This window comes from Bacteroidia bacterium, assembly GCA_037045145.1.
In the GTDB taxonomy this organism is placed as follows: Bacteria; Bacteroidota; Bacteroidia; order AKYH767-A; family OLB10; genus OLB10.
The window spans coordinates 1-24860 of the sequence record JBAOIA010000014.1 but is presented as its reverse complement, the minus strand read 5'-3'; the positions used below and the strand labels follow the sequence as shown (position 1 = coordinate 24860).

Annotated in this window: 27 protein-coding genes; 19 read left to right on the top strand and 8 right to left on the bottom strand. The window is 35.8% G+C overall.

The genetic code is table 11. The features are described 5' to 3' along the window. Positions 1 to 43 precede the first annotated feature (43 nt). Complete coding sequence (locus V9G42_14275) at positions 44 to 853, bottom strand: hypothetical protein (GenBank protein MEI2760592.1); 810 nt, start codon at positions 851 to 853, stop codon at positions 44 to 46. Between the two features lie 90 nt (positions 854 to 943). On the opposite strand from V9G42_14275, the gene mqnE reads away from it, so the two are divergent. Beyond that, positions 944 to 2083 carry an aminofutalosine synthase MqnE gene (gene mqnE / locus V9G42_14270; protein ID MEI2760591.1) on the top strand — a complete coding sequence of 380 codons (1140 nt, stop codon included), beginning with the start codon at positions 944 to 946 and terminating at the stop codon, positions 2081 to 2083. A 10-nt stretch (positions 2084 to 2093) separates the two neighbouring features. Beyond that, positions 2094 to 3356, top strand: coding sequence for a geranylgeranyl reductase family protein (locus tag V9G42_14265; protein ID MEI2760590.1), 1263 nt, complete (start codon positions 2094 to 2096; stop codon positions 3354 to 3356). A 65-nt stretch (positions 3357 to 3421) separates the two neighbouring features. On the opposite strand, the gene metK is transcribed toward V9G42_14265, so the two are convergent. The 3 genes from metK to paaZ form a co-directional block, all read right to left on the bottom strand. After that, complete coding sequence (gene metK, locus V9G42_14260; GenBank protein MEI2760589.1) at positions 3422 to 4684, bottom strand: methionine adenosyltransferase; 1263 nt, start codon at positions 4682 to 4684, stop codon at positions 3422 to 3424. Between the two features lie 219 nt (positions 4685 to 4903). Next, positions 4904 to 5779, bottom strand: a complete 876-nt coding sequence (locus V9G42_14255; protein MEI2760588.1) for an SHOCT domain-containing protein — start codon at positions 5777 to 5779, stop codon at positions 4904 to 4906. Positions 5780 to 5805: 26 nt separating this feature from the next. After that, the gene (gene paaZ, locus V9G42_14250) at positions 5806 to 7845 is read right to left on the bottom strand and encodes a phenylacetic acid degradation bifunctional protein PaaZ (GenBank protein MEI2760587.1); all 2040 of its coding nucleotides are present in this window, start codon (positions 7843 to 7845) and stop codon (positions 5806 to 5808) included. A 242-nt stretch (positions 7846 to 8087) separates the two neighbouring features. On the opposite strand from paaZ, the gene V9G42_14245 reads away from it, so the two are divergent. From V9G42_14245 to V9G42_14235, 3 genes are all read left to right on the top strand, one after another. Next, positions 8088 to 9389 (top strand): glycosyltransferase, encoded by a 1302-nt coding sequence (locus V9G42_14245; GenBank protein MEI2760586.1) that lies wholly within the window; start codon positions 8088 to 8090, stop codon positions 9387 to 9389. A gap of 62 nt (positions 9390 to 9451) precedes the next feature. After that, entirely contained in the window at positions 9452 to 9832 is a 381-nt protein-coding gene (gene gcvH / locus V9G42_14240) for a glycine cleavage system protein GcvH (GenBank protein ID MEI2760585.1), read from the top strand. 9 nt (positions 9833 to 9841) lie between these two features. Next, on the top strand, positions 9842 to 10237 hold the full coding sequence (locus V9G42_14235) for a VanZ family protein (protein MEI2760584.1): 396 nt from the start codon (positions 9842 to 9844) through the stop codon (positions 10235 to 10237). Here V9G42_14235 and V9G42_14230 read toward each other — a convergent pair whose 3' ends face one another. Further along, on the bottom strand, positions 10238 to 11146 hold the full coding sequence (locus tag V9G42_14230) for a class I SAM-dependent methyltransferase (protein MEI2760583.1): 909 nt from the start codon (positions 11144 to 11146) through the stop codon (positions 10238 to 10240). 407 nt (positions 11147 to 11553) lie between these two features. On the opposite strand from V9G42_14230, the gene V9G42_14225 reads away from it, so the two are divergent. The 14 genes from V9G42_14225 to V9G42_14160 all read left to right on the top strand — a co-directional run bounded on the left by V9G42_14225 (position 11554) and on the right by V9G42_14160 (position 21330). Beyond that, positions 11554 to 11805, top strand: coding sequence for a phosphopantetheine-binding protein (locus tag V9G42_14225; GenBank protein MEI2760582.1), 252 nt, complete (start codon positions 11554 to 11556; stop codon positions 11803 to 11805). Positions 11806 to 11809: 4 nt separating this feature from the next. Beyond that, positions 11810 to 12679: a lipid A biosynthesis acyltransferase gene (locus tag V9G42_14220; GenBank protein MEI2760581.1), complete on the top strand. Its 870-nt coding sequence runs from the start codon at positions 11810 to 11812 to the stop codon at positions 12677 to 12679. After that, complete coding sequence (locus V9G42_14215) at positions 12676 to 13092, top strand: hypothetical protein (protein ID MEI2760580.1); 417 nt, start codon at positions 12676 to 12678, stop codon at positions 13090 to 13092. Before V9G42_14220 ends, V9G42_14215 begins: the two co-directional genes overlap by 4 nt. Next, on the top strand, positions 13089 to 13517 hold the full coding sequence (locus V9G42_14210) for an acyl-CoA thioesterase (GenBank protein MEI2760579.1): 429 nt from the start codon (positions 13089 to 13091) through the stop codon (positions 13515 to 13517). Before V9G42_14215 ends, V9G42_14210 begins: the two co-directional genes overlap by 4 nt. A gap of 3 nt (positions 13518 to 13520) precedes the next feature. Beyond that, positions 13521 to 14597, top strand: a complete 1077-nt coding sequence (locus V9G42_14205) for a beta-ketoacyl synthase N-terminal-like domain-containing protein (GenBank protein ID MEI2760578.1) — start codon at positions 13521 to 13523, stop codon at positions 14595 to 14597. Further along, complete coding sequence (locus V9G42_14200) at positions 14594 to 15205, top strand: hypothetical protein (GenBank protein MEI2760577.1); 612 nt, start codon at positions 14594 to 14596, stop codon at positions 15203 to 15205. The genes V9G42_14205 and V9G42_14200 overlap by 4 nt, the downstream gene beginning before the upstream one ends. 1 nt (position 15206) lies before the next feature. Next, entirely contained in the window at positions 15207 to 15464 is a 258-nt protein-coding gene (locus V9G42_14195) for a phosphopantetheine-binding protein (GenBank protein ID MEI2760576.1), read from the top strand. A 6-nt stretch (positions 15465 to 15470) separates the two neighbouring features. Continuing rightward, positions 15471 to 16649, top strand: coding sequence for a beta-ketoacyl-[acyl-carrier-protein] synthase family protein (locus V9G42_14190; GenBank protein ID MEI2760575.1), 1179 nt, complete (start codon positions 15471 to 15473; stop codon positions 16647 to 16649). Positions 16650 to 16651: 2 nt separating this feature from the next. Next, positions 16652 to 17617: a beta-ketoacyl synthase chain length factor gene (locus V9G42_14185; protein MEI2760574.1), complete on the top strand. Its 966-nt coding sequence runs from the start codon at positions 16652 to 16654 to the stop codon at positions 17615 to 17617. Further along, complete coding sequence (locus V9G42_14180) at positions 17607 to 18359, top strand: polysaccharide deacetylase family protein (protein ID MEI2760573.1); 753 nt, start codon at positions 17607 to 17609, stop codon at positions 18357 to 18359. The genes V9G42_14185 and V9G42_14180 overlap by 11 nt, the downstream gene beginning before the upstream one ends. After that, positions 18356 to 18979 (top strand): outer membrane lipoprotein carrier protein LolA, encoded by a 624-nt coding sequence (locus V9G42_14175; GenBank protein ID MEI2760572.1) that lies wholly within the window; start codon positions 18356 to 18358, stop codon positions 18977 to 18979. The genes V9G42_14180 and V9G42_14175 overlap by 4 nt, the downstream gene beginning before the upstream one ends. A 1-nt stretch (position 18980) precedes the next feature. Continuing rightward, a complete protein-coding gene (locus tag V9G42_14170) occupies positions 18981 to 19334 on the top strand; it encodes a 3-hydroxyacyl-ACP dehydratase (protein ID MEI2760571.1) in 354 nt (117 codons plus the stop codon). Further along, positions 19331 to 20512 (top strand): DUF2062 domain-containing protein, encoded by a 1182-nt coding sequence (locus V9G42_14165; GenBank protein MEI2760570.1) that lies wholly within the window; start codon positions 19331 to 19333, stop codon positions 20510 to 20512. Before V9G42_14170 ends, V9G42_14165 begins: the two co-directional genes overlap by 4 nt. Before the next feature lie 299 nt (positions 20513 to 20811). Continuing rightward, positions 20812 to 21330: an azurin gene (locus tag V9G42_14160; GenBank protein MEI2760569.1), complete on the top strand. Its 519-nt coding sequence runs from the start codon at positions 20812 to 20814 to the stop codon at positions 21328 to 21330. Positions 21331 to 21462: 132 nt separating this feature from the next. Here the strand turns inward: V9G42_14160 and V9G42_14155 are convergent, their stop codons facing one another. The 3 genes from V9G42_14155 to V9G42_14145 form a co-directional block, all read right to left on the bottom strand. Continuing rightward, positions 21463 to 21687 (bottom strand): heavy-metal-associated domain-containing protein, encoded by a 225-nt coding sequence (locus V9G42_14155; protein MEI2760568.1) that lies wholly within the window; start codon positions 21685 to 21687, stop codon positions 21463 to 21465. A 95-nt stretch (positions 21688 to 21782) separates the two neighbouring features. Further along, the gene (locus V9G42_14150; GenBank protein MEI2760567.1) at positions 21783 to 24203 is read right to left on the bottom strand and encodes a heavy metal translocating P-type ATPase; all 2421 of its coding nucleotides are present in this window, start codon (positions 24201 to 24203) and stop codon (positions 21783 to 21785) included. A gap of 78 nt (positions 24204 to 24281) precedes the next feature. Further along, entirely contained in the window at positions 24282 to 24845 is a 564-nt protein-coding gene (locus V9G42_14145) for an AraC family transcriptional regulator (GenBank protein MEI2760566.1), read from the bottom strand. Positions 24846 to 24860: the final 15 nt, after the last annotated feature.

The following is a 24860-nucleotide window of genomic DNA, read 5'->3' as shown; positions in this document are numbered from 1 at the left end:
GGAGCAAAGATAGTTAAAGCATTTTTTACAGTCTAAAGCACAATTACAACCCAATTTGAAAGCCTGCAGCAAAAATATATTCTCCTGCAAAAAAATGATGATGTGCACGGCCATCACCCACTGTCAGAACATTTGTAAAGTTGGCAAAAGCACCTTTAAGGCTTGTCTCAACAAAAAAATATTTCATCAAATCGTAGCGGAAACCTGCATCAACACCGAAAACATAGCCTGCAATATGAAATTTATTATCCAATCTATTACCAAAAATTGTCACATCCGTTCTTGGAATTACCAGTCCGCCACCGGCTTTTAAAATCAATTGTAATCTGTGATTTTTTGAAGCAGATGAAAGAAGGCAATAGCGTTTCATCAGGTTGGCCATTAAAAAATTTGCACCATTAGTATGTTCAAACATCAGAAAATCTTTACCAACCAAGGTATCCTGATCATAGTACGTGCCATTGATGTTACCTTTTAGATGTAAATTCTGATTGTTGGTCATAATGTATTTAGTATGATCAAATGCAATCTCGATTCCTAAATCATGTTTATCACCAAAAAAATATCCTGCCCGATATACATATTGTGGAATAGAAATGGCTGAACCAAAAACATATTTTAACCCGGGCTTATCATGTGCCTTTGCATCATATAAGGTAAAATCATAACCACCAAAATCATTCCCTTTCAAATGTAAGTCGCTTTTTGAATACCAATCGAGATTGTAACCCCAGGTTAAATAAAAAGTCCCTTTTCCATGTTTAAATAAGGGAGTGCAATGACAATCTTTTTCACCGGCAAAACAATTTGCAGTAATTAAAAGAGCAACACAAAAAGCAATAATCTTTTGCATATTATTATCAAATAAATGGCGCAAAGCTACGTGAAAATCAAAACCATTTTCTTTATTTTATGTTTCTTTGCATAATATTAGGATTTGAGTATGACGAGCAGTATAATTTTAAAATCAGCTGTTGATTCTGAGTTGAAAGCCATTGCACAGAAAGTAATTAATGACGAGAGAATTACCCCGGAAGAAGGAATAAAACTTTACGAAACGGGTACCCTTGGCTTTTTAGGGAGTTTGGCAACCTTGGTAAGAACCCGCAAGAATAAAAATTTCACCTACTTCAATAAGAATATTCATATTGAACCAACAAACGTTTGTGTTTTTTCATGCAAATTTTGCAGCTATAGTAAAGACTACAAACACCGTGAAGACGGCTGGGAACTTACCATTGAAGAAATGCTGGAGAAAGTAAGGTCTTATCCGCAAGGATCAATTACAGAAGTGCATGTTGTAGGTGGAGTGCATCCTAAAATGGATTTACATTATTTTGCAGGTTTACTAAAAGAAATTAAAAACATCAATCCTTTACTTCACATTAAAGCATTTACAGCTGTTGAATTGGAATACATGTTTCGCAAGGCTAAAATGACAAATTCGGAAGGGCTGCAATATCTAAAAGAGCATGGATTAGATAGTATTCCCGGTGGTGGTGCTGAAATATTTGATGAGGAAATTCGTAATAAAATCTGTGCTGATAAATGTACTGCTGATCAATGGTTGAGTATTCATCAGGCAGCACATCAATTAAACATACCTTCCAATGCAACGATGTTATATGGCCATTATGAAGACTATTCACACCGCATTGACCATATGTACAGATTAAGAAACCTTCAGGATAAGACTAATGGATTTCAGACTTTTATTCCATTAAAATTCAGAAATAAAGACAATGAAATGAGTCATTTGGAGGAAACTACTCAGATAGAAGATTTAAAAAATTATGCTGTTGCTCGTATTTTTTTAGATAATTTTCAGCATGTAAAAGCCTATTGGCCTATGATAGGCAGAGCCACGGCACAGCTATCACAAAATTTTGGTGTTGACGACATGGATGGTACAATTGATGACTCCACACGCATATACACTATGGCCGGTTCCGAAGAACAAAATCCAACTTTATCCACTCAGGAATTAGTGGATTTAATTTCGCAGAATGGTTTTGTAGCTGTTGAACGTGATACACTGTACAATCATTTGAGGGTTTATGAAAATGCTTCGGTAGCTAATTGAAAGAATTATTGTGCTGAATAAAACTGAGCCATTAAAAGACAACATAACAATAGTAGGTGCTGGTCCTGCAGGTGCAACTGCATCCATGTTTCTTTCTTCGTTTGGCATTAAACATACACTCATTGATAAAGCTGTTTTTCCGCGTGACAAAATTTGTGGCGATGCATTAAGCGGGAAAGTTTTACCTGTTTTGAAAAAGCTTAATCCCGGTTTGATTCAAGAGTTATTAGTACAAAACGAAAATTGTCTTGGAAGCAATGGAATATTATTTGGTGCACCTAATGGCAAAACTTTAGAAGTGCCATTTAAATCTGTACATTCTACCATAAATCATGCTCCCGGTTATGTGAGTAAGCGTATTGATTTCGATTACTCACTTATTAAATTATTAAACCCCGAGTATTGCAATTTCCTGCAAGGCTATGAAGTAAAGAAAATAACAAAAAGAGAAGAAGAAGTTACACTGAATGTTATAAATACACAACGAAATGAAACGTACAATGTAAGTTCCTCGTTGGTTATTGCCTGTGACGGTGCACATAGCATTTTCAATAAATTATTTCCGGATCATAAACTCGATGCCAGACATTATTGCGGAGGCGTAAGAGCATATTATTCAGGTGTAAAAGGATTTCACAAAGAGAATTTTATTGAGCTCCATTTTCTTAAAGAAATGTTACCCGGATACTTTTGGATATTCCCGCTGCCCAATGGCATGGCCAATGTTGGCGCTGGTATGCTGACACATGCTATAAGCTCAAAAAAAGTAAATCTGAAAGAAGCCATGCAGCTTGCCATTAAGAACAATCCTTCCATAAAAGATCGTTTTAAAGATGCAAACATTATCGGCAACATTGATGGTTGGGGATTGCCTTTGGGTTCTAAAAAAAGAAAATTATCCGGCAGCAGAATCATTTTATGCGGAGATGCAGCAAGTATGATTGACCCATTCAGTGGTGAGGGTATCAGCAATGCCATGTATTGTGGTATGCGTGCAGCCGAAACAGCGCGTGATGCTGTAAGCAACAGCGACTATTCTGATAGTCTATTGTCGGGCTATGATCAATTCATCTACAACAGGCTTTGGAATGAACTAAAATTGAGCCATACGCTTCAGAGGCTGTGCAACTATCCAACACTATTTAATTTTGTAGTTAATAAAGCATCGAAAAACGAAACTTTTCGTCAGACCATTAGTTGCATGTTTGATGATATTGATTTAAGAGAAAAGCTGCGTAAGCCGTCTTTTTATTTTAAAATGCTTTTTGGCTGATAGCAATTGTTTTGTTTCAAATTAATAATAAACATCAATAAAAAAGCCCCTTGCGGGGCTTTTGCTTATTTGATTCCAAAAACTTTTTTTGTTTCGTTAATTGCATTTAGCTCTTCCCATGGAAAAAGTTTTACTTTAATCTTTTTCTCGTTTGCTTGTCCTTTATTGTAAACTTTTTCAACTGTTTTAGATTCGCGACCCATGTGACCGTATGCTGCCGTCTCTAAATAAATTGGGGAACGAAGATTAAAACGTTTCTCAATAAAATATGGACGCATATCAAACTCTTTCATCTTTGAAAGTTTATTGGATATCTCACCATCAGTCATTTTTACCTTTGCAGTACCATAGGTGTTTACATACAAACCAACGGGTTGTGCTACTCCAATAGCATAAGCTACCTGCACAAGAACTTCGTCACATACACCTGCAGCTACAAGATGCTTTGCAATATGTCGTGTTGCATAAGCTGCACTGCGGTCAACTTTTGAAGGATCTTTTCCACTAAAAGCACCACCACCATGTGCACCTTTTCCGCCATAAGTATCCACAATAATTTTTCTGCCTGTAAGTCCGGTATCACCATGTGGTCCGCCAATCACAAATTTTCCTGTTGGATTAACGTGATATTTAATTTTATCATTAAACAACACCTGAACTCTCTTAGGCAGTTTTTTAAGAATACGTGGAATTAAAATATTGATAACATCTTGTTTGATTTGTTTTTGCATGGCTGCTTCTTTTGCAAAGTCATCATGCTGCGTAGAAATCACGATAGCATCAATACGTTGAGGCTTGTTATCATCACTATACTCAATAGTTACCTGAGATTTTGCATCAGGACGAAGATATTTCATTACCTTACCTTCTCTGCGAATAGCAGAAAGTTCGCGAAGTAATAAATGTGCCAGCTCAATGGCTAAAGGCATGTAGGTGTCTGTCTCGCGGCAGGCATATCCAAACATCATTCCCTGATCACCTGCACCTTGCTCTTCGGGCTTCTTGCGCTCTACTCCCTGATTGATGTCTGTACTCTGTTCGTGTATAGCAGAAAACACTCCGCAAGAGTGTGCTTCAAACATATACTCACTCTTAGTATAACCAATTTCCTTGATAACTTTTCGTGCAATATCCTGAACATCTAAATAAGCATTTGATTTTACCTCACCTGCAAGCACTACCTGACCTGTAGTTACTAAAGTTTCGCAAGCAACTTTTGAAGTTGAGTCGTATGCTAAAAAATTATCAATTAAAGCGTCTGAAATCTGATCGGCTACTTTATCAGGATGTCCTTCTGATACCGACTCTGAAGTAAATAAATATGGCATGATTGAAATTTTGATTTAAGGCTGCAAAAGTAACCATATTTATGAAATCAAAAATCAAATTGTTCAATACATTTTCAGTGTTATTAACAAAACAAAAGCGTTCCGCACCTTTTTCCTTCAATTAGAAAATCGGCTGACTATTATCATTCACTTAAATAATTGTAATGTTATGAAACCACCTTACGGCAGTTTTTTATAAAGTCCAAAATGACTATAAAATCAAACACCAAGGATTTGACGTTTCTGGACATTAAATTCTTCATCTGTAAGGTAGCCTTTCTCTTTCAGGCGCGCCAGTTTCTCTATCTGATCGAGTTTAAAATCCAAAGCATCATGCGAAGCTGACAAGATTCCTTCAGGCGATACTTTTATGACCGGTTCAGGTTTTAGTTCAACAGACATTGCAACAGGAACTTGCTGCACTACTCTGCTTTGTTCAATTTTTGCTGCTGGTTTTTCATTATCAGGAGTGTTCAACAGCATTTTTTTGGCAACGGGTTTTCTCAGTAGAAAAAACAAGGAAAGTATGAGCCCTACAGCAACTAAAGAGTTGAATACAATTAGCACAATGTTTTTCTCATTCAAAGCTTTGTTGTCAGCCATTAAAGCATCAAATCGTGCCTGTAAGGTTTTATTAGTTATAATCAGACTGTCTGATTTGTTTAAAAGCTGGCCAAAGGCGCCATCCTTAGCTTTTAAGGCATCATTGAGGTTGGATACCCTGTTTTGCGCAATAAAGAGTGCATCATAAATACTGTCGTTGGCAACTGTTACTGTTTTGCCATGAACAGTTTTTATGATAGTTTTTGGTTTCAGGTTAGCCTGTTTTTCAAGATCCTTGTTTTCATTCTGCAAAATATTCACAGTGTAGTTTGCAGATAGAATAATTTTATCATCAAGCTCAAGAAGTTTGCGTATTAAAGCCTGAAATTCTGCTGTTGCATTTTTGTTCTTAAATGCCTTGTCAGACTTGAGCATTTCATCAATTTGTTTTTGAACATTTTTGCGTTCAACAACAAAATTATTATATTCATTTTGCGAAAATGCTGTCAGGCTAAAAACAAAACACAGCCAAATTGTAAAAAAAACTTTCATGAATTTTAATCTTTTTTCTTAAAACCTTACATTTTTCGTGCCACCAATGTAAGAACCGTTTCAACGGCTACGGTTTCTCCGCGTTGATTGGTTACTTCCACATCCCATTCTACTACTCCTTGCGGCACTTGACCTTCGCGGTCTTCCTTTTTGGTTTTCGACTTACAAGTTAATCTTACCTGAATGGTATCACCTACATATACAGGCTGCGTAAAGCGTAAATTATCCAATCCATAATTTGCCAATACAGGACCTTTCTTTGGGTCAACGAACAAGCCTGCGGCTGCCGAAATAATGAAATAGCCATGGGCTACCCTTCTTTCAAAAATAGAGCCTTCGAGTGAAGTTTCATCGGTATGTGCATAAAAATTATCACCACTAATTCCGGCAAAGTTTACAATATCAGCTTCTGTAATGGTTCTTTTATGAGTGATTAATGTATCGCCAATTTTAAGGTCATCGAAATATTTTCTGAATGGGTGGATTATATCTTCTGTAATGGCTGCTCCTTTAAGGAAGGTATTGCAAATATTTGAAAGCGTTGTAGGTGAGCCTTGTAAAGCCGTTCGCTGCATAAAATGCTTCACCCCTCTTATTCCTCCCATTTCTTCTCCACCACCGGCACGACCCGGACCACCATGAATAAGTTGTGGCATAGGTGAACCATGCCCTGTACTTTCGGCTGCACTGTGACGATTGATAACTAACATTCTACCATGATATGCAGCAGTATTTAAAACAACCTGTCTGGCAATATTATCATCAGCAGTGAACAAAGAGCCTACAAGACTGCCTTTGCCCATTTTAGCTAATGTAATAGACTCCTCAGTACTATCATAAGGCATAATGGTAGTGACAGGACCAAATGCTTCAATATCATGTGGCTCGGCTGATGCCAATGGTTTTTTACAATACAAAAGCATCGAAGGCATAAAAGCTCCTTTTTCTTTATCTGCACCTGTAACTTCAAAGTTTTTAAGATCGCCAAAAGCTACCTCACACACATTCATAAGTTTGGAGACTTGAGCGGTTACATCTTTAACCTGGCTTTTGCTTGCCAATGGCCCCATACGAACCCCTTCAACAGATGGATTGCCTAAGCGAATATCTGTCAATCTCTTTTTAAGCGCATTTGCTACTTCATCAGCATATTTTGAAGGAACAATTGTTCTTCTGATAGCTGTACATTTTTGTCCTGACTTAGCAGTCATTTCGCGTGCGACTTCCTTTATAAAAAGCTTAAACTCTTCTGTATCGGGTGAGGCATCCTGACCCAAGATACTGCAATTTAATGAGTCGGCTTCCATGGTAAAACGCACTGAATTGTCAATTATGGCAGGCTTCTGACGCAGCATACGTCCGGTTTCTGCACTTCCTGTAAAAGTCACCACATCCTGACAGTTTACATGGTCTAAAATATCTCCGGCACTGCCACAAATCAATTGCAATGCACCGGCAGGCAATATGCCAGAGGCAATAATTTCTTTCACCATCAACTCTGTAAGATATGAGGTTGCGGTGGCAGGCTTGATAATGGCAGGCATGCCGGCAACAATTGTTGGAGCCAACTTTTCGAGCATTCCCCAGCAAGGGAAATTAAAAGCATTGATGTGAATGGCAACACCTTCAAGAGGCACGCAAATATGCTGACCGATAAATGTTCCATTCTTTGATAATGGCTCTATATTTCCTTCTACCAGAAAAGTTTCATCCGGCAACTCGCGCCTGCCCTTACTGGCATAGGCAAACAAGGTTCCAATACCTCCTTCAATATCAATCCAGGAGTCGGTTCGGGTAGCACCTGTAGCTGCCGATAGTTGATAAAATATTTCTTTCTTAGCCATTAGGTGCATTGCCAATGCTTTTAGCTTCCTTGACCTCTCATGAAAAGTTAAAGCACGCAGTGCTGGTCCGCCCACAGTTCTTGCATATTCTAACATAGCTTTAAAATCTAGTCCTTGGGAAGAAGCTATGGCTATTTGTTCACCTGTAACTGCATGAAACAATGGTGTTCCACTACCGGTGCCTTCAACCCACTCTCCGGCAATATAATTTTTTAATCTCATTTGCTCTGAAAAAATGTTTTTATTCGAAGGCGTGAAATTATAGAATCTAACTCAATATAACATGATTCACTACTGCTGAATATCAAAAGCAGAATGTGCATAACCCCATCATTCTATTCTTAACAACTATTGTTAATCAAACATTAATAATTCAGTAATATTCAATCATTCTTTACCTTATTTTTGCCCATTGAAAAATCAAAATATTTTTCAGCTGATTTTATGCTGATAAATTAACAATTATGCGGAAACCAAAAGTTTTAATGCTAGGATGGGAATTTCCACCGGTAATAAACGGTGGACTTGGTGTTGCCTGCCATGACCTGTGTCTGGCTATGGTAAAGCACGCAAAAGTGTCCATGGTTATCCCTAAAAGTAATCCTGATTTTGTAATTAAAGACCTTAACCTCATTGGGCTGAATACAATAGATTCAAGAACCCTTAAACAAGTTAACTATAAGGAAGAATATAAAACTTTTGAAGATGTACATTTTATTCCATCTGCCTTAAATCCATACTATACAGACAGAAAAGCAGCCTTCGAAATACCGGGTATTGATGTGGAATCGCAATACATGAAAGAGGTAAAGATTGGCAATCGCCATGCAAAAGTTTTTCATATTGACGATCTTTATGGAGGTGATGTTATAGAAAAAGTTACGGTTTTTGGCGAACTTGCTGCACGTTTAGCTCTGACATTGGATTTTGATATTATCCATGCTCACGATTGGATGACCATGTTGGCAGGAATGGAAATAAAAAAACAAAGTGGTAAACCCTTGGTGGTTCATGTACATTCTCTGGAAGTTGACCGTGGCGGTGTAAACAGTCAAGGATGGGTTTATCAGATGGAAAAAAGAGGCATGCTTGAAGCAGATGTGCTGATGCCTGTGAGTAACTTCACCGGAAATATCATCAACGAATATTATGGTATTGACTACAGAAAAATATTCCCTGTGCATAATGGCATCAGAGAGGTAAAACCATTTAGAAGTAAAAGCCCTTATAAAGAGAAAATAGTACTTTTTGTAGGACGTTTAACAAGGCAAAAAGGTCCGGAATATTTTGTAGATATTGCCGCTAAAGTTTTAGAAAAAAATCAAAATGTGCGATTTATCATGGCCGGTACAGGTGATGCACAGAGCAGAATTTTAGAAAAAGTTGCACAGAACAAAATAGGCCATCGCTTTCACCTTGCTGGATTTCTTGGATTAGACAAAGTACGCTATCTGCTTTCCATTGCTGATGCCTATTGTATGCCATCGGTGAGTGAACCATTCGGTCTTTCTGCCGTGGAAGCTGTACAGTTTGATGTACCTGTTGTCATCAGCAAACAATCAGGTGTATCTGAAGTTCTTTCCGGTGCGCTGAAATTTGATTTTTGGGACATCAATCAGGCTGCTGAATACTTGCTTGGCTTATTGGATAACGACATCCTGCACAATCAGGTTGTTAAAGATGCACAAAAAGATCTTGAAGAAATCAGTTGGGATATTGCTGCCAACAAAGTTATTGAAGGTTACAAAAAATTCAAACTGGTTTAAATTTTTAAAACTTTATTTTAAAAATTAATTTTGCAAAACAATTCAACAATAAAATAACAAATATGAACCTACCTGCTGATTTAAAATACACCAAAGAACATGAGTGGATTAAAATAGATGGCGACATGGCAACAATTGGAATTACCGACTTTGCACAAGGCGAGTTGGGCGACATTGTTTATGTTGACATCAACACCTTAAATGAATCTTTAAAAAAGGACGAAGTTTTTGGAACTGTTGAAGCCGTAAAAACTGTGTCTGATTTATTTATGCCTGTTGATGGTACCATTGTTGAAATAAATCCAAAACTTACAGATGCACCGGATAGTGTAAATAAAGACCCCTATGGTAATGGTTGGATGGTAAAAGTAAAAATAGCTGATGCCTCACAACTAAGCGTCCTTCTTACCGCTGAAGGCTATGCTGCAATTGCAGGTGCCTGATACCATTTAATGAGTCGTCATTACTTTGCACCCATAATTTGGGGTTTATTTATTTTTATTCTCTGTGCCATTCCCGGTAAAAATCTACCCCAATACTCATGGGCTGAATTATTTTCGGTGGATAAGATGGTTCATTTTACATTATTTTTCATACTCATTGTACTCTTAAAAAAAGCCTGGCTTCTTATATCTAATGGAGTGCATTCTCACAACTTGCTTGCTATAACAATTGGCGTTATTTATGGAGGAAGTTTAGAGTTGATGCAATCCTACTTTTACACGGACAGAAGTGGCAGTTGGTTTGATTTTTTAGCCAACGGTATAGGGGCAATTTGTGGAGTGTTATTCTTTGGAAAACTTATTGACGAAAAAGGTCGCTGGAAATTCAGTAAAAAAGTCCGGTAATTACTGCTTCACAAAAACTGCTTTTATTTCACTGATAATTAAATCATCCATGCTCATAATTTTGTTTTTGAAGCATTGAGGGTGTTTAATTACCAAGTCCAGAAAATATGGTGAATGCGACTCTTTGTAATAGCTGATTTTACATTTATTCTGGAAAGTCTGTTTAAACAACTTTCTGAATTGGTCAATATGCCATCGGTTTAGAGTAGCATCAATGCTGAATTTATCATTGACATACATATTTATCCAGCTATTTAGAAAATGCTTATCGAACAAAAAATGACAATAGGGTATGCCAACAAAATTATAGGCATGAGCACCATAAGGGGAATGATATAATGGGGCAAAGTGTACAAAAATTAATCCACCCGGTTTTAAGACTCGGATTGATTCCTCAAACACTTTTTGCGGGTCAGGAAAATGTTCGAAGCAGTTATATGAAAAAATAAAATCGAATGAATGGTCTTCAAACTGAAGTTCTGCAGCATCCATTTTCATCAGGTTCACCCCGGAATCGTGTGCACGCTGGTCAAAGTCATCATCTCTAAATTCAATGGCTGTAACCTGTTTGCCGCGCTCCTGTAATGAAGAACTTACCATGCCATCACCGGCACCTAACTCAAGTATTTTATTGTAGGATGTCCTGGTGTGATTATGCATTATACCAATTAAATCTTCGGCACGTTGAATTCCTCTTTCTCTGATTGAAACGGCATCATACAACACAGGGTCACCTACCGGAAACTGATTAAACAAAGGCTCAAAATGATTTTCATCAAGCACCTCAGCAGGTCCTTTAACCATGGCAATTGAGCGGGCAGCTTTAAATAACTTTTGCTCGTAATAAAAATCCGATACCATTTGTCTGGTAGCATCCGGTAAAATTCTCTTGGCAATATTGGCTAACACTGTGGCTCAGGTTTAATGCGTTCAAAAGTAAAGCAAGTGTTACTCTTAAAATTGAATTGTTAATAAGTTTTAGACGAAAAATAAACCGAAATAAAAGTTGTAGCATGTAATCGTGTTAGTTTACAAGACTTTTGACTTTTGCTGAAGGCAATTTAGATGTTTGACATCAGTTGCAGACAAATGAATTTGTTTATAAATATAGGATAGAAATCCCATTCAAATCAAAAAAACCATTGGCTCAATACCACTCTCGGGCACAAAATCACGATGTTAATAGTACAAATGGGTTGAAGAAATGACAATGCCGGCTGCATAAAAACATAACTTGATTTAACAAATGCTTTGATATTTCTTCATCAAAAATTATCTTTGCAGAAAATATCACTCCCTCCTATTTTATCAACTGAATGAACAGAGAAGAAATAATAAAAACTACAAAACGTTTTTTATCGGAAGAATTTGAAGTAGATGAAACTTTAATAGAAAATCAGAAAAATCTGAAAGATACTTTAGAATTAGACAGTCTTGATTATGTTGATCTGGTTGTTGTAATAGAAGAAAATTTTGGTTTTAAAACTTCAGGAGAAGATTTTAAAAGCATCAGCACGTTTGAAGATTTCTACAATTTTGTAGAGCGCAAACTTACCGCTATGGCCTGATACAATGGCACAATGGGACGGCCGTAGCAGAGGCACTGTTTTTGGTTATCGCATTTTTATTTCCCTTATTCAATTTGGTGGTGTTAAAGCCGCTTACTTTCTTTTGCGATTTGTTACTTACTACTATTTTTTATTCGCTTCAAAGCCTAAGAAAATTCTCATAAATTTTTATCAAAAAGCTTTAGGGGTTAATATTAATACTGCTAGAAACCTATGTAGAAGAAATTTTTATTTCCTTGGGCAGACCTTAGTTGACCGTACGGCTTTCTTACTTGGAAAAGGCAATGTTTTCAGTCATGATTTTGAAAATGAGAATTTTCTTGTTGAAATGCAAGAGCAGAAAAAAGGTGGCATACTCATCAGTGCACATATTGGCAACTGGGAAACAGCCGGAAATCTTCTCAAGTCAAGGGTTTCGTCAACAATTCACGTATTGATGGTTGATGCGGAAGCAAAAAAACTAAAACAATATCTGGATAGCAGCACCGGTGGTTCACAATTCTCAATTATTTCTGTGAAAGACGATCTTTCCCATATCGTAAAAGTAAATAATGCATTAGCCGCCAATGACCTAATTGCCATGCATGGCGACAGGTATTTGCCGGGTACAAAAACCATTGAACTGGATTTTTTGGGTGGAAAGGCAAAGTTTCCCTATGGTCCTTTTTTACTGGCATCACGCTTTAATGCACCTGTCACCTTTGTTTTTGCTCTGAAAGCTAATGACTTTCACTATGAACTTAGTGCAACAATGCCTATTACTGAAAAAAAATTGCCTGAAGAAATTGCAGCACTATATGTTAATGAATTGGAAAAAAAAGTGAAAAAATATCCTGAACAATGGTTTAATTATTACGATTTTTACAGCCAATGATTATTGAAAAAGAAAATATTAAAAGCTATATTCCACAGCGCTACCCGTTTGTCATGATTGACAATCTTATTCATGCAAATGAGTCAGGATTTTCAAGCTCTTTTCATGTAAATGGAGAAAATATTTTTAGCGAAAACGGATATTTGACAGAACCGGCTTTGATAGAAAATATTGCTCAAACCTGTGCTGCAGGTTTTGGATATATTAACCGGCAAAATAATGAAGGCTCATCTATCGGTTATATTGGTTCTATCAGCAAACTTACTGTACATCAATTACCGGAGTATGGCACAACCATAAAGACAACAATTGAAATCACTAATACGCTTGGCAATATTTTTTTAATAAAAGGAAGAAATACTTGTAATGAGAATTTATTGGTAGAATGTGAAATGAAAATAGCCCTTGCATGAAACAGCTTTTACAAGTCGAAATTCCAATTAAAGTAAGATTCAGTGATACCGATGCAATGGGCGTGGTATGGCATGGAAATTACCTGCGTTTTTTTGAAGATGCCCGCGAAGCATTTGGAATAAAATATGGTCTCTCCTATCTTGATGTTTATCATCGTGGGTTTTTCACACCCATTGTCAAATCATCGGTTGAACATAAATCACCAATAAACTATGGCGAAGAAGTTGTGGCAATTGCAAAATTTCACCCGACACCATCAGCAAAAATTATTTTTGATTTTGACATCCTGAATAAAACTACCAAAAAACTTAGTGCTAAAGGTCATACCACACAGGTTTTTCTAAGTGTAGTTGAACGCGAAATGGAATTGGTGAAACCACCATTTTATGTTGAATGGGAAAATTCTTTAGGCATTAAACATTAACCAGTGATATATATAGGTTCGGAAACCATAATTGGCCCTAATGGCAATTTAAAAGATTGTTTTAATAAGATTGCCGAAAAAAAATCAGGTGTTAGCAAGATAACAGCTAATGGTTTTAATGGTGAATCGTTCTATTGTTCTATGTTTTTAGAGGATCGTCCCGACTTTAACACATTGGCTGCACAAGTTATTGAACAGTTATTACAAAAATCGAAAGCTAAACTTCTGCCTGAAGAATCAACACTCCTTATCATCAGCACCACCAAAGGCGATCTGTCAATAGGATTTGAAAATGCAATTGTCAGTCCGGCAAAATTTCTTTATGATAAATTTAAACTCAAACATTTTCCATTCATCATTTCCAATGCTTGTGCTTCAGGTGTTATGGCCATCAATGCAGCAGCAGCTTTTATAGAAAACAATCAATATCAGAATGTAATTGTATTAGGTGTTGATATGATATCCGATTTTATTGTTTATGGTTTTCAATCACTATATGCCATTAGCGATGAACCTTGCAAACCTTTTGATAGCGAAAGAAAAGGAATAAATTTAGGTGAAGGTGCGGGTGCAGTTTTATTATCTTCAAGCAAAGATGTTTTTACATCTACACCAGTGTGTTTTTTAGGTGGGAGCTCAAGCAATGATGCCAATCATATTTCAGGACCCTCAAGGACAGGAGAGGGATTATTTCGCTGCATAAATAAAACACTTAACGCTTCAGCCATTAAGCCTTTAGATATTGATTTCATCTCTGCACATGGTACAGCCACAGTATTTAATGATGAGATGGAAGCCATAGCTTTTAACAGGTTAGATATGCAACACATTCCAATAAACAGCTTCAAAGGATTTACAGGGCATACTCTTGGGGCTGCCGGTGTGATAGAAACAGCTTTATGCATAGCATGTATGCATGAAAACACATTACTTCCTTCTGCCGGTTATCATAACCAAGGTACTACGGTTGAACTTAACCTAATAAAAGAAGTTGTTTCTACTTCATTGACTACCGTTTTAAAAACAGCATCAGGTTTTGGGGGCTGTAATGCATCATTATTATTGCAAAAAATTAGATGAAAATAACAGGCTGCTGCAGAATATACCAAAACGAAGTTTTGCTCAATGGTAAAAAATATTTTACTGGGGATAACAAGCAGCCTGGTGAGCTTTCCATGCAACTGTACCGTTTCCTGAAAAAAGAGTATCCTAAGTTTTACAAAATGGATTTACTTACAAAAATGGGGTGGCTGGCAACCGAAATGGTTTGTCAAACAACACCTGAAATATCAAAATTTGCTGATGATGAAATTGCATTAATATTTGCAAACAGTCACTCTTGTTCCGAATCAGATGAGCGGTTTAATCATTCTTATAAAGTAGAAAAAAGCCCCTCACCGGCTCAGTTTGTTTATACTCTTCCAAACATACTATTAGGTGAGTTAGCAATAAGGAATAAATGGTACGGAGAAAATTTATTTACCATACTACCTCAATTTTCTGCTGAACATTTCAGTTCTCAAGCAGGCATTTTTGTTCCGCAAAAAGCTAAAGCGATACTCTGCGGCTGGGTCAACATTTTTCCTGTAATAGATGTATTTGTTTTCTTTGCAGAAGCAAACTCAGAAACATCACAAGGAAGTTTAGATAGTAAGTTAATTGAACATTGGTATAATATAATAAAGTGAAATGGATAATTTAAAAGAAGAATTAAAGAAACATTTAATTACACAATTAAATCTGGAAAACAATACACCGGCAGACATAAAGGATGAGGCTCCTTTATTCGGTGATAGCGGCTTAGGACTTGATTCGATTGATGCATTGGAATTGATAGTGCTTTTAGACAAACACTATCACATCAAACTCACAAACCCGGAAGAAGGTAAATCTGTATTCTATTCTATCAATACTATGGCAGAATACATTGAGAAAAATAAAAAGTAAATTGCGATGAAGGTTTTTGTTACCGGCATTGGTGTAGTTTCTGCAATTGGACTTACAGTTGATGAAAACTATCGTTCTTTATTAAATAAAAAGAGCGGTATAACTACATTACAACTATCGGTAGAGCAAAAATCTATTAAAGCCGGAAGTATTGCAAAATCAAATGCTGAACTAAAACAAATGTTATCCATATCTAATGGTTATTTTTCAAGAACTTCTTTACTTGGAATAATTGCTGCTGAACAAGCTATGGGTAAAAACTTCCACGATAAAAAGCTACGTACTGGTTTTATATCATCTACTTCTGTTGGCGGTATGGATGAAACAGAAAAATATTACAGACAGGTCTTAAAGAATCTGCCTGTTGATTATAATCTGACAAGAACTCACGACAGTGGAAATACCTCTGAAAATATTGCTGCATATCTAAAATTTTCAGGTTATATAAATACACTATCCACAGCATGTTCATCGGCAGCTAATGCCATTATGCTTGCAGCACGAATGATAGAACAAGGTAAATTGGACAGGGTTTTGGTTGGTGGCACAGACCCAATAACAGATTTTACAATAAAAGGATTTCAGTCGTTGATGATTTATGATGATGAATGGTGCAAGCCATTTGATCACAACAGAAACGGACTTAACTTAGGTGAAGGTGCAGGATTTTTATTATTAGAAAGTGAGCAAAGCATAAATATTTCTGACAATGCCCCCATTTGTATTTTAACAGGATGGCACAATGCTGCCGATGCTTATCATCAGACTGCTTCATCGCCTGATGGCAAAGGTGCAACTATTGCAATGAAAAATGCTTTGAATAAAGCAAATCTTGAGCCTGATGAAATATCTTACATTAATGCACATGGCACAGGAACAAAAAATAATGATCTGAGTGAATCCATTGCCATTAAAAATGTATTTGGTAAATCTATTCCGCCATTTAGTTCAACAAAAGCTTTTACAGGGCATACATTGGCTGCAGCCGGTGCAATAGAAGCAGTATATTCTGTTCTTGCAATTAAAAATTCAATGCACTTCTCCGGATTAAACTACAATGAGCCTTTAGCGGAAACACTCATGCATCCTGTTACAGAACCTACACCGGCATTAACAAAACATGTCATGTCCAATTCTTTCGGTTTTGGCGGAAATAATTCTTCACTCATTTTTTCTGGCATTTGATTATGTATTGTATTCAGTCTGCTGCCACAATTTCACATCAACCTTCGTTTGCTAACCTAGGCTTTTCTTCTCGACTAACAAAAGAGATTGAATCATTAATCAAACCCGATTATAAAGAGTTTGTTCCTCCTGCATTAATCAGACGAATGAGTGAGATACTAAGAATGGCTGTTGCCAGCAGTAATCTTGCATTAAAAGATGCAGGTATAGAACAACCTGATGCAATCATTACAGGTACAGGTTTAGGTTGTCTTTATGACACAGAAAAATTTTTAAATAATGCAATTACCATTGAAGGTGGCCTGCTCCCCCCTACTTCATTCATTCAATCTACTCACAACACTATCGCTGGACAGATTTCGTTGGTGCTTGGCAACCATCAGTATAACATGACGCATACACAAAACAGTCTGTCGTTTGAACATGCTTTGCTCGACACCATATTAATGCTTGATGAAAAAGATGGAAATATACTTGTTGGCAGTGCAGACGAGGCTATTGCAGCGCTTCAACCCATAGCAGCACATTTTAAGTTAAACACGTTTCCTCTGACTAGCGGTGCCTCGTTTTATGTAATCTCCAAAAACAGAAACGAAAAAACTTTAGCTGTTGTTGAAGCCTGTCATACTTCTGCATTTTATTCATCGCTGGAAAATGAAATAAAAGAATTCATGAGTACGACAGGCAATAAACAAATTGATTTCATTTTAAATGATGGACGCAACAAAGATGTGATGCGCTTAATAGAAGCTGTATTTCCCAACAAGTGCATCATTAATTATTCTGAAATTTGCGGATTGTATACCACAAACTCTGCCTTTGCAATGCATCTTGCAACTGATATAATTAGCAATAAGACCAAACAAGTTCAAGGTAAAACGATAAATTGCCACAATCGAGCTTTAATATTAAACACCTTACTGCCTGAACGGGCTGGATTCATAATGATAAAAAGTAATGAAGCATAAAATTGTATCCGCCATTTTTATTCTTTGCATTGTCGCATTATTTGTATCTCTTTTTCATGACAAATCGTTTTTTTATTTATTGGTGGCACTTATTCTAATTTATCTTACAATTACCGCTTTGGGTTCTTATCAAATTAAATGGAACTATTTTATAAAATCAATAAATGTTGGTAAATCGGAAGGTATATCACTGACTTTCGATGATGGACCTGATCCAAAAATCACTAAAAAAATATTAGATGTTCTTGAGTTGGCAGGTGCGAAAGCAACTTTTTTTGTGATTGGCGAAAAAGCCGAACAACATCCTGACCTTATTAATCTTATTATCAGCAAAGGTCACACTTTAGGCAATCACTCATGGTCACATCATGCAGGGATTGGTTTGTTTTCAAAACAAAAGTTGTTGGCAGAATTTAATCAATGCAGCCAAAAAATTGAAGAACTTACCGGAGAAAAAGTAACCTATCTCCGGCCTCCTTTTGGAGTAACCAACCCCAGATATGAATATGTACTGAAAAATACCGGACTAAGGTCTATTGGCTGGAGCATTAGAAGCTATGACACTTCAGAAAAAAATGAGCAGAAGCTTTTACACCGAATAACTTCACAATTGAACCAAGGATCAATTGTACTTTTGCATGATACAAAAGAAATTACACTTGCCATATTACCCGCTTTAATTAACTATTGTAATCAAAATAACATTACAATTAAACCGTTAGCTGAATTAATCGAAAAATGAGATTAACTATTGCACTTATACTATTCATCTGGATACCTGTTTTAGTTAATGCACAACAGGAACCTTTGAACAATCCGGAAGAATTTACAGAAAAGCTCAAACAAGCCAGCATTTCAAACAATTCAATTAAAGCTGATTTTGTTGAACAACGTTTTATGTCTGCGTTAAAAGAGCCTCAAACATCATTTGGTATTTTCTACTACAAAAAAGAAAACAAATTGCGTTGGGAAAAAACAAAACCAACAAGCTATGTTTTTATCAGTGAAAATAACAAAGTACGTGTAAAGGAAAACAATCATGAAAAAGATGTCAGTTCATATAATCAAGTTGTTGGAAGGATTAAAGATTTGATGTTAACTTTAGTGAATGGCGATTTTAGCAATGGCAAACAATTCGATCCACAATACTTTCAAACTAAATCAGAATATATTGTTAAACTAAAGCCAAGAAATAAGAGAATGAGTAACGCCTTTGATTATATACAACTTTCATTCAACAAAAAGAATTTATTACTTGAGGAATTGGCATTCTACGAAAAATCAGGTGACAGAAATATTATGAAGTTCTCAAATCAAATGGTAAACACAGAACTCAGTGATTCATTATTTAAAAACTTTTGATGTGCTGAAAGATTTCTACACTATCATCCATAAAGTGTCCGGGCAAAATATTGAATACCGGATAAAACTAAATCCTTCACATGAAATTTTTGAAGGTCATTTTCCGGGGCAACCGGTTACGCCAGGTGTGGTGTTAATTCAAATAACATCAGAACTTACAAAAAATGCAATTGCGCAAAATGTGAAGCTGAAGCAAATCATTAACAGTAAATTTTTAAATGTGTTGAATCCCGAAAAGAATTCTGAAGTTACATTTAAAATCAACATTACTAAAGAAGACCAAACACACAAAGTGGTTACATCTGCTGATGATGAAGGTGTATGCTTTTTTAAAATGACAGCCATTTATCAGTGAATAAATTGGCTGACATAGCTGCTTGTGTTATTATTCCAACATATAATAACTCCAAAACGCTAAAGCAGATTATTGATGGTGTTTTAAATTTCAGCACAGGAAAGGATGTTATTGTCATCAATGATGGTTCTACTGATGACACAATAGAAATTCTTACTCAATATAAAGAACGAATTGTTTTACTCCACAACAAAACAAATTCTGGTAAAGGTTATTCATTGCGAAATGGTTTTGGCGAGGCTATTACAAGAGGATTTAAAAACGCAATTACAATTGATTCTGACGGTCAGCATTATCCTGAAGACATTGCTATAATGATTGAGTATGCCCTTAAATATCCAAAGACATTATTGATGGGTTCCAGAAATATGAATCAGAAATCTGTACCCGGAAAAAGCTCCTTTGGCAATAAGTTTTCTAACTTTTGGTTTTGGGTTGAAACAGGACAAAAATTACCTGATACACAAACAGGATTTCGCCTGTATCCTCTTGAGGCATTAAAAAAAATAAAGCTTTATACATCTAAATTTGAGACTGAAATTGAAGTAATAGTGAAACTTGCATGGAAAGATGTAAAAATTATTCCTGTAAATATCAGAGTGCTTTATGACATGAAAGAGCGGGTATCACATTTCCGCCCTTTTCGCGATTTTACAAGAATCAGTATTCTAAATACTTATTTGGTCACGCTGACACTTTTCTACTATCTTCCATTACGTTTATTCAAATACATCAGAAGGAAAGGTATTCTCACAATAATTAAAGATGAGATTTTCAGAAGTGATGAAAGCATTTTAAAAAAATCGCTTTCCGTTGGATTTGGTGTTTTTATGGGTATAGTTCCAATCTGGGGATTTCAATTGCTTGTAGGCATTCCTTTAGCAGTTTTGTTTCGACTGAATAAAGTATTATTTATTACTGCTGCCAACATCAGTATTCCACCAATGATTCCTTTAATAATTTATTTTAGTTACTATCTAGGAGGTTTCTTTGTGTCAAACGATTTAAAGTTTCAAAGTATGGCTGATATAACTTTGCAATCAGTTCATGCTAATTTTATGCAATATGCTACCGGTGCATGTGTGCTGGCTTTAATATCCGGTATTTTCTTTATGACACTTACTTACATTATGTTTATAATGCTGAAATTTAAAAACAAGATAAATCAGAAAGCATAAATCCCATATTTATGTAAAATTTTCAAATTGATTAAAATCATTTTTTGATATTGTTTTTAAAAATTATTTACTTATCTGTTTAATTATTAGGTTATTATATAGCTGAAAAGCACTCATGTAATGAAACAACATAAGACTTTCTATTTGTTCATAATTAACGGTAGTTTAATACTTGTATTTTGGAAAGAACTAAATGATGCTATACATTTGCACCTGTTATTAAGACAAATAAATCGTTATTGATTCAACTATTACGACAAACAATTTACAATATATAACAATCAAATAAATACATTAAAATGAGAAAATCAATTTTAGCATTAGCATCTGCAACACTTATGTTTGCAGCATGTAGCCAATCACAAAAAGAAACCCCAGCACAGGAAACAACAACACCTGCAGCAACAGAAGAAGCACAACCGGCAGAAGCACCACCAACTGAGCCTGCTGTATTGGAATTAACAGGAACAGATGATATGAAATTTGACAAAACAGAATTTACTGTAAAAGCAGGTCAGACAGTAAAACTCACTCTAAAACATACAGGTACAGCTACTAAAGAAGCAATGGGTCATAACTTTGTATTGTTAGCAGCAGGAACTTCATTACAAGACTTTGCAACAGCTGCTATTAAAGCAAAAGACAATGATTATATTCCTGCTGACATGGCAAGCAGTGTAATTGCACACACTAAAACAATTGGTGGTGGTGAGTCAACTGAAATTGAGTTTACTGCTCCTTCTGCAGGTACTTACGATTTCCTTTGTTCTTTTCCTGGTCACTACGGTACTATGAAAGGCCACTTTATCGTTGAATAATTTAACAGATAATATTTACCCACCAAACATTTGATTTGACTGAAATGTTTGGTGGGTATTTTTTTTCAAGTAACTCAACTTATATTGTTGCTATAACTCAAAATGTCTTATACAAATTCCAGTATAAGACCCTTACTTGATAATTGTTTCAATTTTAAAGCCCGCCTTCTGCACAGTATTAATTATTTCTTCTTCTGAAATAGTATTTGTGTCAACTGACAGAATTTTGTCTTTGTTGCTTGTATCTACTTGCCAACTATCACTACTGATTAATTTATCTAAATGAGGTTTTACTGCAGCAACACAACCACTACAGTTAATGTTGGTCTTGAATTGAAGGTGCTTCTTGTTATCCACTTTATTCGAATATTTATTTGTAATTTTTCTGTCTGCAAAGTTTGTAATTAAACTTAAGCAAATTATTATACTATTTCAACTTTTAATTTTATAGTTTACAGGTACTTTTTCCACTTTAATCTCAAGCTATTACTAACAACGCTTACACTACTCATCGCCATGGCAGCTCCCGCAATCATTGGATTTAATAAAAATCCATTTACAGGATATAGAATACCTGCAGCAATTGGAATACCAATGACATTATAAATAAATGCCCAGAACAAGTTTTGTTTAATAGTAGCTACCGTTTGTCTTGACACACGAATAGCCATTGGAATCTTACTTAAATCTGAGGAAACAATTGTCATCTTGGCAACATCCATTGCAATATCACTTCCCTTACCCATTGCAATACTAACATCAGCAGTTGCCAATGCTGTACTGTCGTTAATTCCATCTCCAACCATGGCTACCACTTTTCCTTTTTGTTGTAAATCTTTAATAAAAGCTGCTTTTTGTTGCGGCAACATACTTGCCTGAAATTTATCAATTCCAGTTTTATCAGCAATATTTTTTGCTGTAGATTCGTTATCACCGGTTAGCATATAAACCTCTATACCCATTTTATGCAGTTGCTGAATAGCTGACACAGACGTTGGCTTTATGGCATCAGTAATAGCAATAATGGACAATACCTGCATTCTATCAGCAAACCAGATAACTGTTTTAGACTCCATAGCCCATTTAGCAGCCTTTTCAAAAAATATATTATCTATAGAAATATTATGCTCTTTAATAAGGTTTTCGTTTCCAACAAAATAATTCTCATTTTGAAATGTTGCTCTAACACCTTTACCGGTAATACTTTCAAAAGATGTTAATTCCAGATCCTCAGATTTAGTAAAATACTTCACAACAGCGTCTGCTAACGGATGCTCAGATTTCTTTTCAATGCTATAGAGAATTGAGGCAGTACTTGAATTATCCTTATACCAACAAACATCAGTAACAACAGGTTTACCCTCAGTAATTGTGCCGGTTTTATCTAAAACAACCGTAGTTACTTTCTTGGCAAGCTCAAGACTCTCTGCGTCTTTAATAAGAATTCCATTTTCTGCAGCTTTGCCAACGCCAACCATAATTGCAGTAGGTGTTGCCAAACCTAGTGCACATGGACATGCTATAATCAACACTGTGACAGCTGCTAACAATCCGTGCACCAATCCATTCTCACTGCCCAAAATTTGCCAGAGAATAAATGTTAGTATTGAAATGCTTATTACAACAGGAACAAATATTCCAGCAATTTTATCAACTAGTTTTTGTACCGGAGCCCTACTGCCTTGTGCATCCTGCACTGTTTTTATAATATGGGCAAGCATGGTTTCTTTTCCGATTTTTAGTGCCTTAAACCGAAAACTACCCTTTTGATTAATTGTACCTGCATATACTTTGTCATTTATACTTTTTAAAACAGATATAGGCTCTCCTGTCAGCATACTTTCATCTACGTAAGAACTGCCGGAAATTAGTTTACCATCAACTGCAATTTTTTCGCCCGGCTTTACAAGAATGATATCATCAACAATTACATCTTCAACGAAAATTTGTCTTTCTGTCCCATCTGAATGAATAACAACAACTGTTTTAGGCTGCAATCCCATTAGCTTTTTAATAGCAGTAGATGTATTTCCCTTTGCTTTCTCTTCCAACATTTTACCTAGTAAAATGAATGCAACTATAACCGCTGCAGCTTCAAAATAAACGTGCGCATGAAGTCCTCTTTGAAGCCAGAATTGAGAAAACAATACATTGAATACACTAAATAAATAGCCAATACCTGTACTTAATGCAACAAGTGTATCCATGTTGGCAGAACGATGCTTTGCCTGTTTCCATGCATTGATAAAAAAATCTTTACCAAGCCACAACACTACAGGAGTTGAAAATAGCCACATAATTTCGTTGGCATAAGGCATATTCATAAAAAACATATCAATAACAACAACAGGAATTGACAGTACAATAGCCATCACTGTCTTCTGCTTTAACTCCTTAAACTTTTCCTCTTGTATGGTTTCAAGGCTACTTTGTTGCAAAGCATCCTCTTCTATCAACAAATCATATCCAACCGATTGTAATGCCTTTTGAAAAGCAAGTGGATTTGTCATATTGGGAAGATATTCAACCGTAAGTTCTGCTGTGGCAAAGTTTACAGAAGCCTGAATTACACCGCTGACAGATTGAATCATACTCTCGGCACTAACAGCACATGAAGCACATGACATATTTAAAACAGGAAACTTTTTCCTGATAGTTGTTACTCCATATCCAAGATCTTTAATAGTTGCAATGGCGTTTTTTAAGGATTCTTTATTTGTTACAGTAATAATAGCCCGTCTGTTATTTAATTCAACCTGATGTGATTCAACACCTATAACCTGCGACAGGCCTTTATCAACTATACGAGCGCAATGCTCGCTTTCTACATTCTCTAAAGAAAGAAAAATAGTGTCATCTGCATTCTTTTTCATATCTACATTTTTACACAACAAAGGTGCAAAGAATGAAATCAAAAAATGTTACAGTATTATAGAAATAAGTTGTAATATTTACACTTCGTCCAGCGGCTTGCGCTTATTGGCTTTTATTTGCTTAAAATGACTTGGGGTTAAACCGGTTATCTTCTTGAACTGATTACTCAAATAAGCTACACTTGAGTAATTGAGCTTATATGCAATTTCACTTAATGATAATTCATTATAGACTAAAAGCTCTTTAACGCGTTCAATCTTCTGAGCGATAAAATACTTTTCTATTGTGGTGCCCTCTACTTCTGAAAAAAGATTAGACAAATAAGTGTAATCGTGATTTAAATTGCCACTTAATATATCAGATAGATTTTTTTTTAATTCTACGTCACGGTGATGGACTAAGTCAATAATTAATGTTTTTATTTTTTCTATGATTCGGCTTTTTATATCATCTATCAATTCAAAACCCAATTCATTCAATTTATTCTGTAACTGTATCTTTTCTATTTTATCAGGTGTTGTTGCAATCGTCACTTCACCCAACTGAACATTCAAAACTGTGTGACCACAATCTTCAAGTAATTTTTGCACCACCATAATACAACGGCTGCAAACCATATTTTTTATGTAAAGTTTATGCATTGTTACTTTCCGATA